At 37.9% G+C, this 14,111-nt stretch carries 12 protein-coding genes; 5 read left to right on the top strand and 7 right to left on the bottom strand.

All coding sequences use genetic code 11. The annotated features are described in order from the left end of the window. Positions 1 to 11: 11 nt before the first annotated feature. On the bottom strand, positions 12 to 3,623 hold the full coding sequence (locus tag MKX73_RS13730; protein WP_340717918.1) for a dynamin family protein: 3,612 nt from the start codon (positions 3,621 to 3,623) through the stop codon (positions 12 to 14). Between the two features lie 279 nt (positions 3,624 to 3,902). Here MKX73_RS13730 and MKX73_RS13725 point away from each other — a divergent pair, with 279 nt between their 5' ends. Together MKX73_RS13725 and MKX73_RS13720 are read left to right on the top strand one after the other, a co-directional pair. Continuing rightward, positions 3,903 to 4,355: a DUF4275 family protein gene (locus tag MKX73_RS13725; RefSeq protein WP_340718906.1), complete on the top strand. Its 453-nt coding sequence runs from the start codon at positions 3,903 to 3,905 to the stop codon at positions 4,353 to 4,355. Beyond that, entirely contained in the window at positions 4,352 to 4,813 is a 462-nt protein-coding gene (locus MKX73_RS13720) for a DUF2691 family protein (RefSeq protein ID WP_340717917.1), read from the top strand. The genes MKX73_RS13725 and MKX73_RS13720 overlap by 4 nt, the downstream gene beginning before the upstream one ends. A gap of 92 nt (positions 4,814 to 4,905) precedes the next feature. Here the strand turns inward: MKX73_RS13720 and MKX73_RS13715 are convergent, their stop codons facing one another. Continuing rightward, entirely contained in the window at positions 4,906 to 5,823 is a 918-nt protein-coding gene (locus MKX73_RS13715) for a LysR family transcriptional regulator (protein ID WP_251688777.1), read from the bottom strand. 78 nt (positions 5,824 to 5,901) lie between these two features. On the opposite strand from MKX73_RS13715, the gene MKX73_RS13710 reads away from it, so the two are divergent. Both MKX73_RS13710 and MKX73_RS13705 read left to right on the top strand, forming a co-directional pair. Next, positions 5,902 to 6,912 carry a DUF2332 domain-containing protein gene (locus MKX73_RS13710; protein WP_340717916.1) on the top strand — a complete coding sequence of 337 codons (1,011 nt, stop codon included), beginning with the start codon at positions 5,902 to 5,904 and terminating at the stop codon, positions 6,910 to 6,912. A gap of 140 nt (positions 6,913 to 7,052) precedes the next feature. Continuing rightward, positions 7,053 to 7,703, top strand: a complete 651-nt coding sequence (locus MKX73_RS13705; protein WP_435368073.1) for a ZinT family metal-binding protein — start codon at positions 7,053 to 7,055, stop codon at positions 7,701 to 7,703. 65 nt (positions 7,704 to 7,768) lie between these two features. Here the strand turns inward: MKX73_RS13705 and MKX73_RS13700 are convergent, their stop codons facing one another. Continuing rightward, positions 7,769 to 9,688: a penicillin-binding transpeptidase domain-containing protein gene (locus MKX73_RS13700; protein WP_340717915.1), complete on the bottom strand. Its 1,920-nt coding sequence runs from the start codon at positions 9,686 to 9,688 to the stop codon at positions 7,769 to 7,771. Between the two features lie 174 nt (positions 9,689 to 9,862). Here MKX73_RS13700 and MKX73_RS13695 point away from each other — a divergent pair, with 174 nt between their 5' ends. Next, entirely contained in the window at positions 9,863 to 10,780 is a 918-nt protein-coding gene (locus MKX73_RS13695) for a LysR family transcriptional regulator (RefSeq protein WP_340717914.1), read from the top strand. A 545-nt stretch (positions 10,781 to 11,325) separates the two neighbouring features. Here MKX73_RS13695 and MKX73_RS13690 read toward each other — a convergent pair. The 4 genes from MKX73_RS13690 to MKX73_RS13675 form a co-directional block, all read right to left on the bottom strand. Next, entirely contained in the window at positions 11,326 to 11,550 is a 225-nt protein-coding gene (locus MKX73_RS13690; RefSeq protein ID WP_008404823.1) for a sulfurtransferase TusA family protein, read from the bottom strand. 13 nt (positions 11,551 to 11,563) lie between these two features. Continuing rightward, positions 11,564 to 12,613, bottom strand: a complete 1,050-nt coding sequence (locus MKX73_RS13685; protein ID WP_445783315.1) for a YeeE/YedE thiosulfate transporter family protein — start codon at positions 12,611 to 12,613, stop codon at positions 11,564 to 11,566. Positions 12,614 to 12,834: 221 nt separating this feature from the next. Continuing rightward, positions 12,835 to 13,182, bottom strand: a complete 348-nt coding sequence (locus MKX73_RS13680) for a DUF6176 family protein (RefSeq protein ID WP_340717913.1) — start codon at positions 13,180 to 13,182, stop codon at positions 12,835 to 12,837. An 11-nt stretch (positions 13,183 to 13,193) separates the two neighbouring features. Beyond that, positions 13,194 to 13,931: a DUF2087 domain-containing protein gene (locus MKX73_RS13675; protein WP_340718904.1), complete on the bottom strand. Its 738-nt coding sequence runs from the start codon at positions 13,929 to 13,931 to the stop codon at positions 13,194 to 13,196. Between the last annotated feature and the right edge of the window lie 180 nt (positions 13,932 to 14,111).

Genomic DNA, 14,111 nt, shown 5'->3' with positions numbered 1-14,111 from the left:
AAAGATCCTCCTTACGCTTGTAGTTGCGCGTAAATATCTTTCCAAACAGCTAAGCGACTTTCTTCTTGAAGCAATAGTCGTTCTGTTTCAATCTGCTCGACTGCCTGTTCAAGCATATGCTGGCGCAATCCTTCCGCCTCAATGGCGATATAGCTGCCCGCCCACTCCATGATTTTGGCTTTTTCCGCATCGAGATAGTTTTGTGCATCTGGTTTTGTTAATTGCTCCAATGCGTCACGCAATTGCTCTTTTTCATTCTTTTCGAAGAATGCCTTCACATTTTTAAAGTGGGATTTTACCCCTTCATATGGTGTTGAATCTGTAAACGGACCTGTAAAATCTAAAATTTCCGGCTCTTTTGATTCATAGCTTAAAAATGCAAAGCTTGGGTTCAGTTCTTTTAATTCTCGTGCCTCATCTTTAAACAGTTCCTTCATTTTCTTCTCAACAAATTGCGCTAAACGGAAATTCGTTACACGCAATTCCTGAGCGAAGTCAAAGCTTAACGCCTGCAGCACTTCTTTTAATGCTGTTTTCAATGCTTGCTGTGCAGGCATTTGCGCGAAAGTGGACGGATTATAGCTTTCACGGTAGAAGTCCGGATAGCGGTAGTACACACGTTGCAGTACATAGTATAACAGTTCATCCAGTTCCTGCTTTGCCTCACTTTCAAGCATGGCTGTCTGAGTCGTCTGGAACTTGGAGCGCACAAGCTTTTCCAAATGAGCCAATTCTTCAATTCGCTCATCTTTACGTTTCAGGTTTTCTTCGGTTTGTATAATCAAATCATTCAGACGTGCTTCTGTTTTATCCACTTCTTCCTGAAGTGCCTGTACCGCAATGCCCATCAGTTCATCATTCAGGAAGTGATGGAATGCATCTTCAAATGGTGCTATACCCGACTGATGTTCAAGCTGGTCCTGCTTCTCTTTTAAAGCCAGTAAACTCGACACGCCGTACAGTCTAGGGAAACGGATACCGAAACGTTGAAGCTCTGAACGAACATATCCTTTTACTTCTTCCTCTTCTTCCATTGTAGAAGCCAAGTCTATCGCATTTACGATAAAGAACATTTTATCCAGTTCGAACGCATCTTTTACACGTCCCAGCTGAATCAAGAACTCGCGGTCCGCTTTTGCAAAGGCGTGGTTGTAGTACGTAATGAATAGGATGGCATCAGCATTACGAATATAATCGAACGCTACACCGGTATGACGTGCATTGATCGAATCGGCACCCGGCGTGTCTACTAATGTTACACCCATACGCGTTAGTGGTGAATCGAAGTAGAAATCGATATTGTCCACGAAACATGAACGGTTTTCCTGTGCCACGTACTTCTCAAAATCATGACGGTTAACGCGTAATGTCGTTCCCAGTTTTGTAAGGAATGTTTCATAACCTTCCGAATACGCACGGATAAATGATTTATGAACATTCAGGCGCTCATCAGTTAACGGAACAGCCAGCCCTTCTTCTGCACGATCATACGCTTCTTTCAGTGATGATACTTGAAGGCCGATTGCTGCATATGAACCTTGGATATCTTCAAGCAGTTGCGCTTCAGTCTTCAGATGAACATCGGCTGTTTCATGCGGATGTTCCGGTGTGACAGGACGAATTTTATTGATCGCTGCTGTCGTCGGGTTTGGTGATACCGGTAACACGCGCTCACCCATCAATGCATTCGAAAAACTTGATTTCCCCGCACTGAATGCACCGAATAATGCTATCGTAAAGTCGCGTTTTTGCAGACGTTCCACTTTTTTCGTCAAGAAGCTGGATACTTCTTTGAAACCTTGAACATCTTTAATAATGTGCGCAGTCTTCAATGCTTTTTCAGTTACTTTATCAACATTCAAACCTGAACCCGCTTTTTCCTGCGTTTGTTCAGCAGCAATTTCTGTTTCCTGGTCTTTTAACTGCAGCATCGACTCATCAAAAGGACGAATATCTTTCAATGCCTGCTCATGTTCACGCTTCCAGTTTTCCAAATAGATTTTGGATTCCGCGCGAATTTCATTGGAAACCTGTTTCATCAATGTGCTGCTGAATGACTGGAATTTCTCAATTTGCATAATATGCTGAAGCGCATGCACTTTTTCGGACATTGCATTAATTTTAAGCTTAACCGGTGCCGCAGCTTCACGTGCAACCTGTTCCAATGTATCTTTTTGCTCTAGCTTCCATGCATCTGTCCTTTGAACAAAGTAACGTTTTGTCGCCTCTGATACACGATTTGCAAAGTTTAAAACCGCATCTCCCGTTATTACAGCGCTCTTTTGCACCTGATCTTCAATAATCGAGAACGGGAAATTAAATTCCTTCTTATCAATGCTTGCGGCACGTTCGTCATTCAATGCACCGACATCTTTTAATGCTTGCTTCATCAATGCTTTGATATGACCTGTAATTTGAGATTGGACAACATGGTTGAAGCTTGCATATGCTTCTTCCTGACGTCGCGCTTTCTCTTCTGCTGTTTTCTTTTTCGCAGTAAACAGTCCGCCCACTTTAAAGTCCTCTTGCTGACTTTCTAAATAAGCACGCAGTTTATCACGAACATCCGCCGGCATAATCGCGGCATTTGCAAGCAAGTCTTTACGTTTTTCATCGAACTGCTTATCAAATACATCAAACGAGAATAGTTCTGTCTGACGCGTCAGTTTTTCATATTGCTCTAAAATATCATCACGGTGCTGCCAGTCATCTTCAGAAACGAGTTCAGCATACGTAGTGAAACGATCCTGTTTTTCTTCTTCCAAGTACGCTTCATGCTCATGCTGTAGCTTCGTCAATGTATTTTCTGCAGTTGAAATTAATTGTTCCTGCCAGTCATTCATTGAATCCATTACGATTTTCTTCACTTGTTCAAAATCGTTGTTCGGAAGCTCTTTTTCACGCAGTGATGTGAAGAAAATATTTTTCGGGTAAACACCCCAAGCAGCAAATGAGTTATGAACTGACTGCTTGAAATCTTCAAATGACAGTTCAGCTTCACGGTGCTTGTCTATTTGATTGACGATCAAATACACGTTCGGATTGTATTTCATCAATTGCTTTGTAAATTGGAAATTCAACTCTGATTGCACATGGTTGTAATCCATTGTGTAAAACACCATATCGGCAATATGCAACGCAGATTCCGTACTCATCGCATGCGCATCGTCCGTTGAGTCAACACCTGGAGTATCCATCACAGTTACCCCTTCAGGTAAGCTTGATGTACTATGACCAATTTCAATTTGTGATACCAATTCGCCGTTTTTGCTTAATTCTTTTACTTGTTTAATATCATAGCCCGCTTCAAATTTTACCGGCTTTTCATTGTGTAAATATAGAATCGCAAAATCTTCATCCGATTTATGCACTTTAACAATGTTAGCACTTGTCGGGATTGGACTTGTCGCTAAAATGTTTTCCCCCGACAGTGCATTGATCATACTCGATTTACCTGCAGAAAAGTGACCGGCAAACCCGATAACAAATTCCTTTTGCAAAAGCTTGCGTGCAAATAAATGAAGCTTTTCAATTCGTTCTGTATCTTCATTTTCTTTATAAATTATGTATTGTAATGCCGATTGCTGTAACAATCCCTGAATTTTCTCGTCAAACATCGTCATATAACTTACCCCTTTATATCTTTTTGCCTTAAATTCGTCACATTTCTATAGTACCATGCCCAGTCAAGAAAATCGGCTAGTATTTTTTTAAAATTATTGTTTGCCGTATATTTCCATTAAAGATCAACTTTTTTCTTATGAAATTGCTATTTCGGAATAACCAGGTTATTATGCGCATTTAAAAGCAATTTCATGATTGTAGTTTAAAGTTTTATATAATCTCATCATTACACAACATAATATCAGTATAATGAGAAAATAAAAAGATTGGAGCAGCAAATGGACGATTTATTTAAAAGTTTGAGTAGAAAAAACATAAAATTTACAGAAAGTCTTCACTGGGGTAGATATTTTAAAAAGCGGTGGGAAAACGCATTTGCCCATCATTTATATCAGGAAGAAAAAGAAAGAATTTTTCTAATTGGAGACCGTTATTTTAGCGGGTACTTATGGCATCTGTTCAGTTACAAAATGATACCTCATCTGAGCCAAAATAAAGCCGAAGAAGCATTTAATTCAATTAAGAAAACAGAGTGCTATATTTTTTATGAACATTTGCCTGAAGTATTCTATGTTGAACACGCTGACTCATTAAAAGTAGAAGATTTATTAGAGGAAGAAGATCTTTATATAGTAGATAAAAATTTCACATGGACGTATGTTGTTACTCATGAAGAGAGCTGTGGTCCTTATTTTACAAGTAATGTACTGAAGGAGATGGTGAAGCAATGAGAGGATTATCCTTTGAAATACCGAACCAATATGGCCGTTATTTTTATGACATTTTAGAAGACATCAACATCAATAAGTACTTTTGGAAATCAGGTGACGGAGAGGCATATAATATTGAAAATAACGAGCTAGGAGCAGCAATGTTCCCGCATCCTTATACATATAACGGTGAAGACTTTTACAACCAAATCTCTGCAAAAGACTATTATGTTATATTTGCAGACTTAAAAGCATTTAAAGAAAAAACACAAGTGCAGGCTATTGCCACATATGAAGATTTCCTTATTAGCCAGTGTGAAATCGTCCTTTTAATTGTGGATAGTTCCTATGTAACGATCTATGTAAAAGACCAATATGTAACTGAACGTCTTTATAGAAAAGCGGTTCAGAATGGGTACGAAAATATAGCTTACATTACGGATCATAATGACCCTCGTACAGCATTGACCTTATTTTAAATAAATGCGTGAAGCAATAATTATTGCTTCACCTTTTTTTATTAAATTTAAATTCACTAATAAAAAACTTAACTATGCTCCCCCCTTTTTCCTCAATAATCTATTGAGCTTTTTCGGATGAAACTCGTCAGAGGAATAATTTTAGTAGAATTTCTTAAGTGGCTCATATAAATATCAACTGGATAAATAGTCCCGATCGGACCTATATCCACCACCCTTAATAAATCTGCTTCAATTTCCTCTGAAATCAAACTTTCAGGCAATAGCCCGATACCTAACCCTTCCTTAATCAATTTTATAGCAAAAATAACATCATTTATTTTGTTGAATTTCTTTATATCGTACTCATTATTTAACCATTCAACTAACGGGGTATGTTCATCTAAATAACCTATATAAAGCGGATGCTCATTAAAAAGCGCCTTAAGCTGTAAATCAAGCTCCTTTTCCGCAAGCTGAAATTTTGAAGAATATACTATTCTCAACGGGGAACGGTCAATTCGCTCCGAATGAAATTCTTTAGAAATGAATTTATGTAAACCTAGTGCTACATCTATTCGCTGTTCTTTTATTGCACTCTCTAACTGCATCTGATCTTCCATTTTAATTTCCACGTTGTATTGTTGATGTACTTCAATAAAATTATGTATTCGCTCTAATAGATTCGTATGAAGCAAAGCGGGTGAAACCGAAATTATTAATGGAACAGTCGGATGTAGAGATTCCAGGAGAATTTCTTTCGTACTTGCTTCTATTTCAGCCACAAGTTTTTTGGCCATAGGATAATATTTTTCACCAATTGCAGATACCTTTACCTTTGTATGTTCCCGGTGAAACAATTGAACTTGTAAATGTTCCTCCAATAACTTCATATGTACAGTAATACTGGGCTGGGAAATATACAGTTTTTCTGCCGCCGCTCGAAAGCTCCCTTCTTCAACAACCGCTATAAATGATTTCAACCATTTTATATCCATATTTATCACCTTCTTATTAATATTATTAATCAAATACATTAAAACTCATTAATTCTATTAATTGTAAGTCTATTATACACTGTAAGCAATACATGAAATGAGGTGTTTTAAATGGAACAACTAGTCGCAGTTTTTAGACGTTTTGCCAAACAGGAAGCGAAAAACAATAGCCCACTTTACGAATATTGGTGTGAAAGGATTATAACAAATGAGCAACTATTGCATCTCATTATGCATATTCCGGAGACACAGCCAAAGCCGAATTTATTTTTTGGGTCTGTCCAGTATTTATCAGCCCAAAAAGAAACCCCTCTAAAACGAATATTCGAAAATCCTTATGAAGTAAATCTGGAAGAAAGCTTTCAATTACTCATCGGTTTCTGTACACAACACTCGGATGAACTGTTGCATTTGTTTCAGACAAAATCCGTTCAAACAAATGAAGTCCAACGTGCCAGCTATCTTTACCCGATTTTCTCGGAAATTGCCGAAGAGGCGAAACTACCATTATCATTATTGGAAATCGGTACAAGTGCAGGACTTTTGCTTAATTTGGATGGGTATCGATATGAAATTGAACAAGAACCGCCGATTTCATTTGGCAATGAAAATAGCCCTCTCACTCTTTTTGCGAAAAACTACGGTACGCCTATAACTTCTGTGAAAAGCCTGAACATTGTACACCGATTTGGAATTGATTTAAATATTATTGATCTACAAGATTCTGATGAATATTTATGGCTGAAAAGTTTAATTTGGCCCGAACAAATTATACGGAAAGAAAATTTAGCGAAAGCAATGGTGATTCACCGGCAATATTCAAAGCTTTTACTAACCGGAGATTTTAGAAATCTTATTCCCCCACTATTTGAAAACCATGAACTTCAAAATAGCCAAATTATTATTTTCCACACACATGTAGCAAATCAGTTTTCCGCTACATTAAAGTCAGAATTATTGGTACTGCTTCAGCAACTAAGCTATATTCATAGCATTTATCACATCTACAACAATATGTATGATAAGGATTTACATGTGGATTTCATTGATGCTGGTATAACTAGAACCGTCAAAATACTAGAAAATACTGATGGTCATGGGAAGTATTTTAGGTGGAATTAACTTCTCAAATAGTAATAATTACGATTTGTATTGACAAGCAAGGCACAACTATATAATATTATAAATCGTAACAGTTACTATTTAGGAGGTAAGGTATGAAAAGGAAATTAAATTGTTTAAGTATTTTAGCGTTTAGCATCATGCTGGTTGGTTGTGCTGAAAATTCTAAAGAAGAGGTCAATGCAACTGCGGATGTTGTAACAGAAGAAAAGGCTCATGAGCATGATCATCAACATGAAATTAATGAAAAACAGGAAAAAATTTATAACGGTTATTTTGAAGACGAAGAAGTACAGGACCGGCCATTAAGCGATTGGAGCGGCGACTGGCAATCGGTCTACCCTTATTTGCAGGATGGTACTTTGGATGAAGTTTTTGAACATAAGGCTTCCCATGATGACAGCCAAACATTTGAGGATATTAAATCTTATTATGAAACTGGCTATAAGACTACTACGGACCGTATTGTCATTGAAGATCGTTTTATTACATTTTATGATCATGGTCACGCGCATAAAGGAGAATACACATATGATGGTTATGAAATATTAACCTATGAAAAAGGTAATCGTGGGGTCCGGTTTATTTTCAAACATGTCGGCGAAGAAACAGGCGTCCCGGCTTATATTCAGTTCAGTGACCATATAATCGCACCTCAAAAATCAGGGCATTACCACATCTACTGGGGGGATGATCGTGAAGCTTTATTAAAAGAAATAACGAATTGGCCAACCTATTACCCTTCAAATATGGAGGGCCATGAGATTGCACACGAGATGATAGCACATTAAAAATGTGTACACAAAAACAACCATTTGCTCATTGAGCAAATGGTTGTTTTTCAAAAAGTTTAATATTATTTTTCTAAATAAAGATGAATAGTGCCATCTAGTTCTAATACACTTTCCGGCTCAGGTAACTGCGCTTTTACTGTCTCGCCTTCTCCATGTACTTTAATTTGATAAGGATATTCCAACTCCATAATTTCATTAACAGATACACCTACTAAATCAGGTACGCGCTCCGTCAATTCATCACCCCAGCGATATTGCTTTTCCAATTGGCCTTCTCGATCTTTTTCGATCCCTAAAATAGGTGCAATATCTTCAATAATCTGTCCAACAATCGGCGCTACAATTGTACTGCCGAATACTAATTCGCCTTTAGGACTGTCAACCGCTACATATACGACAACTTCAGGATCATTTGCCGGTGCAAAACCTATAAATGATACGATATAGTCCCCATCTTTATAGCGTCCATTTTCTACTTTTTGAGCAGTACCCGTTTTCCCGCCTATGCGAAGTCCATCCCGGTAAGCAGCCCGCCCCGACCCATTTGCTACTACTGACTCCAGCGCGTCTCTTACTATTTTGGAAGTTTCCTCACTGACCACATTGCGTTTTAAGGTCGGCTTATTTTCTATAACCACTTCTCCACTTTCCGGGTTGTATACTTTTGAAACAACATATGGCGTAAAGAGTTTACCGCCATTTACAGCTGCAGAAACTGCCTGCACTTGTTGAATAGGTGTCACAGATATACCTTGCCCAAAAGAAGTGGTGGCATGTTCAACCGGTCCAAATGCCTCTTCGGAAAATAATATACCTGACGCTTCTCCGGCAATATTAGAACCAGTTGTTTTACCAAACCCAAAATCCTTAATGTACTTCATTAACTTGTCAGCACCTACTCGTTGACCAAGTTCGATAAATCCCGGGTTACAAGAATTTTCCACTACTTGTAAAAACGTTTCCTCTCCATGACCATCACGTTTCCAACAGCGAAGTCTTACACCTTCCACCATCGTATAACCTTTATCAAAAAAAGTATCTTTTTCGAGATCCACTACATTTTCTTCAACAGCAGCACTCAGTGTAATAATTTTAAAGGTTGATCCCGGCTCATATGTCATCCAGACCGGCAAGTTCCGGTTATAAATAGATGATTCTACTTCTTCAAACTTAGAAGGATCGTATGTAGGATATGAAGAAAGAGCTAAAATCTCACCTGTTTTAGGATTCATCGCAATGGCCAGTGCCTGTTCTGCGTTATATTTTGTCATAGCTTGAGACAGTTCTCGTTCAATTACTTTCTGAACTTCCACATCAATTGTTAAGCCTACCGTTGCCCCTTGCTTCCCTTCCCGCCATTCATCATTCACATGGGGTAATGCCTTCCCCTTTGCATCAGTAAACAACTTAATTGCTGCATCTTTAGAAGTCAAAAGTTTATCATATTGATATTCAATTCCTGCAAGACCCTGCGAATCATACCCTGTAAATCCGACTAGTCGTGATAACAAATTCCCGTACGGATAACTCCTGTCATAATCTACACCACTATATAGTCCGTCAATTTTCAATTCTTGAATTTTAACGGCTTGTTCGTATGAAATATTTTTCGCTTCCGGTGCAAGTTTGACTAGATAGCTTTTAGAATTCATTTTTTCGTATAAATTTTTGGCGTCCAACTTAAGCACCTCTGCAATCTGGTTTGCAGCTTCTTCAATATTCTCATTCTGTGTTGGCATGAAATAAAGCGTTGGCGCTAATTCATTCGTAACAATAAGTTTACCGTTTCGATCCGTAATTTCTCCTCGCTCTGAAGTAAACGGAATTTCCCGATCCCAATTCGTTTTTGCAAGTTCCGTCAGTTTATCATGCTGAATAATTTGCACATAAAACAGTCTTATAAAGACAATAACTCCGAAAAGAATAAAAGCAGAAAAGATTAACCTCAATCTTTTCTTGGAAATAGTAGAAATCCACTTCAAAAAATTCACCTCAATATTCACGTTATGAATAAAAGGAAATTTCTATTCAAGCAGCTTCGATTCGAATAGTGACATTACCCCTCTTTCTATTTATATAGTTCTACCTTACAATAGATATAAATTATACAAACAGTACATATAATAGTTTACAACTATAAAAGCGAGGCGTTTTCTATGGAATTACGACAGTTGGAATACTTTTTAATGTTATGTGAGGAGATGCAATTTACGAGAGCGGCGGAACGGCTTAATATTGCACAACCAACTTTAAGCCAGCAAATAAAAGTGCTTGAAAATGAAGTGAATACCCCTTTGTTTAACCGGATTGGTAAGAAAATCACCCTTACGGAAGCTGGTCAAATCCTTTATCGCCAAGCACAAACGATCTTTCAGACATTGCAAACTACAAAAATGCAGATGCAACAACTGACTACACTTGAAAAAGGGGTGCTTCGTGTCGGCGCGTTGCCTGGTGAACTGACCAATATTGTTTCCGATTTAGTATTAAAGTTCATGCACAAATATCCTCATATACAAGTAACGGTTACTTCCGGTGAAGATATTCATACATTACTAAAGAACAATACAATCGATTTCGGTTTTTCGTTTTCACCACTGATTGAAAACTACGATGAGCAGTTTTTGGAGATTCCTTTATATACTGAGAAGTTCTGTTACGTAGAAAGCAAAAACACTACAAGGCATCTTGATGAATCCGTAAATTTGCGCCATATTATAATGGAACCGCTTGTTCTGTTCCCAAATACGCATCTTTGCCGGCGGATATTAAATGCTGCAGCAAAATCGGACAAGTTAACGGTTGAGCCGAAGTTTGAGACTTCAAGCATTCCCGCTATTTTTCAGTTTGTCGAGCAAGGCCTTGGCGGAACGATTGTAGCAAAAACATTGTTTGATTTTCATGCATCGGACAAATTGCAGGCCTATATAATTCAGCATCCTTTACTGGAAAGAGAAACATTGCTGATTTATCAGAAGGAGCGCCAGCAATCACCTGTTTTTAAAGCATTTCTTGAGTTATTGAAGCCAGCGCTGACAAATTATCAGTTGGCTTTATCTGCAAACTCATTATAGGGGCTATCCATTAGTCCCTTTTGTCTATTATTAAGAGTTGATGAACGGTGCCGTCGGGGGATTTTCTAATATAATCGGAAATTATCTAATATAATTTTATTTGTTCTAATAAATTGCCGGTTTTCTAATAAATTCCCCTGTTCTTCTAATAAGTGTGCGGAATGTTCTAATATCACCGATGGATCTTCTAATAACCCTCTGACTTTTTCTAATAAACCGTTAAATTGTTCTAATAAAAATCCAAGCCAAGTACTTCCCCAATAAATCTTCAGTCAAAAGTAGTGTTCGGCACGCATTTTTCGAATATCGCTGTTCAATCTTCTAATACCGACCCGAGTTTTTCTAATAACTCCCTCAACTGTTCTAATAAAAAACCTGTCATGGACTATATTTCTTTTGATTTTCTATTTACCTTGATAACTTTATTAAATAAAATTAAATCACTACTTTAGTGTCGGGTAATATGCACACCCACCCCTATCCAGCCTATCACCCAAATAAAAAACAGCACCTCATGAATCAAGGTGCTGCCTGTAACTTGAAAGTTATTTTTTCTTAATTGTGATTGTCCAAGAAGCTTCGCCTAATTGCTCGTAGTTCGTTACTTCATGGCCGTCTTCTGCTGCCCAGCGTGGAATTGATTCCGTGCCTTGAGTACAATCGAATTGTACTTCCAGCTCATCGCCTGTGTTTAACTCTTTAATCGCTTCTTTTGCTTCGATTAATGGAAACGGACAAACCATACCTAATACTTCTAATGTTTTTTTCATGTCATTTCTCTCCTTAAGCACGCGCTGTTGCACGTTTTTTTGATGGACGCACAAATACAAAGTATGATGCTGTCCATGTACCCAAAATCATGAATAGTAAAGCAACCCATCCTGACCAAGTCATCATAGATGTCATTACAAGACCGTTCCCGATTGAACAGCCGCCTGCAATACTTGCGCCGAATCCCATTAAGATACCGCCGCCTGAGCTGCGTACAACTGTTTTTGTATCTGGTGTACGTAAACGGAATTCACCGCTCATTTTAGCAGCAAAGTAAGAACCGAATAAAATACCCATTACAAGGAATACACCCCAGTTAATGATGTCTAAGTCCCCGGTTACTAAAAACTGCAGAACGTTTGCTGAAGGTGTTGTAATCCCTAAACCGAAAATACGTCCTGATGCCGCACTTAACGGCCAAGCCAATGTTGCGATCAAACCGATTAAAATTGCTGTCACATACGGATTCCAGCGTTTTTCGAATAAAATATGCGCCAAGCCTGTTTTCTTAGGTTTCAAGCCTGGAATCTTCACACGTGGTTTGCGTAATTCACGATAAACGATGAATGCCACCAATGCAACAAACGGAATAACTAAAAACCAGACATTAATGCCGAATGTATCGGCAATTGAATCCGTACCGACTACCGGTGTACGTGCATCAACTGTAAATTGTGCTAATGGACCTGACTTCATAACAGCTGCCATTAACATATAAAATGCCAATGCGATCCAGCTTCCGATTAAGCCTTCACCCGCACGATACCAAGTACCTGTCGCACAGCCACCTGCTAAAATTATCCCGATACCGAAAATAAATGCGCCTGCAATCGTCGCCCATAATGGGAACTGACCTGCTGTATATTCAAACGCCCCTGCCTCAATCAGTAGGAATACACCTACAGCTTGAACTGCAATGGCTACTAGTAAAGCATAAAACATACGATTATCTTTTGCGATGTACATATCACGGAAACCGCCTGTTAAACAGAAACGTCCACGTTGCATCACAAAACCTAAAAGAGCACCACAAAGGATACCCGTAATTGCCATTTGCAACAAAATAATTCCTCCTATTATTAAAACCAAGTTTATCAATAGGGATATAATATAATATTTTGCTACTATAATACAAGTATTTTGATTAACATTAAGATAATCGTATAATTTTAGTTGGTTTTCTCGTTTAAAGGACAAAAATAAATGCTTTTTATTAAAAATCAAAAAAAGAGAATTTCATTTTCAGAAAATACATTTTCCTAATATTGTGAATTGCTATATCATTAACAGTTCATACTAGCCCGTACTTTTCCAGGAATCATAACGACTTCTGTTCTTAAATCGATAGAACCAAAACTTTCATCGATGCATTCCTCCCAGTATTCCAGATGCTTTTTATCAATCCAATGGGTTGAATCATCTACATCCACCCCACCGCTGCCTTGCACCGAATACCAGTATAAATATTCTTCGCCATTCAGATGTTCGTGAAAAATCGTTTCCACATACATCTTCTCTCCCTCAAGTGTTACGAGTACATCTTCCATATGATTATTTAAAAATTCCATCCACTCTGCTACTTTAGAAGTTTTCCCCGATTTCACACGATATCTTGTCAGCTCTACCTTCATTGAAAGACCTCCTACTTTTTCACCCAGTACTCGGAACCATCGTCACTCCGCTCCATAAAGCCGTACTCGATAAGATGACGGCGCAGAGATACAAAATCATCATGGACAGTCTTTAAAATTTCATTTACATCTTTTTCATGATGGTGCTTCCCAGCCTCAAAACGCTTTAATATATGCTGAAGGATAATGAGTTTTTTCTTTTCTTTACTTGGAATCGTTTCAATCCCCGCATCCAACCCATTTTTAAAATAGGTAGTCAGTACTTTTTCACGTTCCTTCTGGTCAATACTGTAACGTTCGTCCACTTGTCTCGCCCCTTTATGTATTTGATAATGTTCAGGGTTTTTCATTAGCTGCATGAGTGCAACAAAAATTTTTGCCTGTTTTTCCTTTTCGCGAAGTTTAAAGCGATGCTGGCGAACTGTGGATACACTCGACATATTGCTGTCATTTACAATTTCCTGATCGGTTTTGCCTTCGAAAAAATGCTGCATCATTTCAATTTGAACATCGGATAACCCGCTCACCTTTTTATCTAATGCAAGCAATGCATGAAATGGAGAAGTATGTGCCAGCTCCATATGCTTTTTAATCATCCCTTCCGCTGTCAGAAAACGATTGTCATATGGAAAGACTTCTTCTAAATGATAGGACTCATTACAATACAAACAGTGATAACAATCCTGTTTCATCTCATATCCTTTTACAAGTGCTTCCGTTGAAACATTTTGAATTTCCAAAAATATCACCTCTATAACATTTATAATATATGTTATATTATTTGTAAACAATTTTATTTTTCGTTTACTAATATAAGTCATGTCCATTTCATATCCTTCTTAACTCGGATTTCATTTTGGAAATGTTCCATGGATAAGAGGGTTGAATTCCCAAACAATCTATGGCATACTACTAGTAATTTACTGGAA

This window comes from Solibacillus sp. FSL W7-1436 (genome assembly GCF_038007305.1).
Lineage (GTDB): Bacteria > Bacillota > Bacilli > Bacillales_A > Planococcaceae > Solibacillus.
This window is presented reverse-complemented; position numbering and strand designations above follow the sequence as displayed.

Bases quoted from the DNA above. Each gene is read 5' to 3' on its own strand.
- MKX73_RS13730 (WP_340717918.1), bottom strand. From the start codon at position 3,623: ATGACGATGTTTGACGAGAAAATTCAGGGATTGTTACAGCAATCGGCA.
- MKX73_RS13725 (WP_340718906.1), top strand. From the start codon at position 3,903: ATGGACGATTTATTTAAAAGTTTGAGTAGAAAAAACATAAAATTTACA.
- MKX73_RS13720 (WP_340717917.1), top strand. From the start codon at position 4,352: ATGAGAGGATTATCCTTTGAAATACCGAACCAATATGGCCGTTATTTT.
- MKX73_RS13710 (WP_340717916.1), top strand. From the start codon at position 5,902: ATGGAACAACTAGTCGCAGTTTTTAGACGTTTTGCCAAACAGGAAGCG.
- MKX73_RS13705 (WP_435368073.1), top strand. From the start codon at position 7,053: ATGCTGGTTGGTTGTGCTGAAAATTCTAAAGAAGAGGTCAATGCAACT.
- MKX73_RS13695 (WP_340717914.1), top strand. From the start codon at position 9,863: ATGGAATTACGACAGTTGGAATACTTTTTAATGTTATGTGAGGAGATG.
- MKX73_RS13690 (WP_008404823.1), bottom strand. From the start codon at position 11,550: ATGAAAAAAACATTAGAAGTATTAGGTATGGTTTGTCCGTTTCCATTA.
- MKX73_RS13680 (WP_340717913.1), bottom strand. From the start codon at position 13,182: ATGAAGGTAGAGCTGACAAGATATCGTGTGAAATCGGGGAAAACTTCT.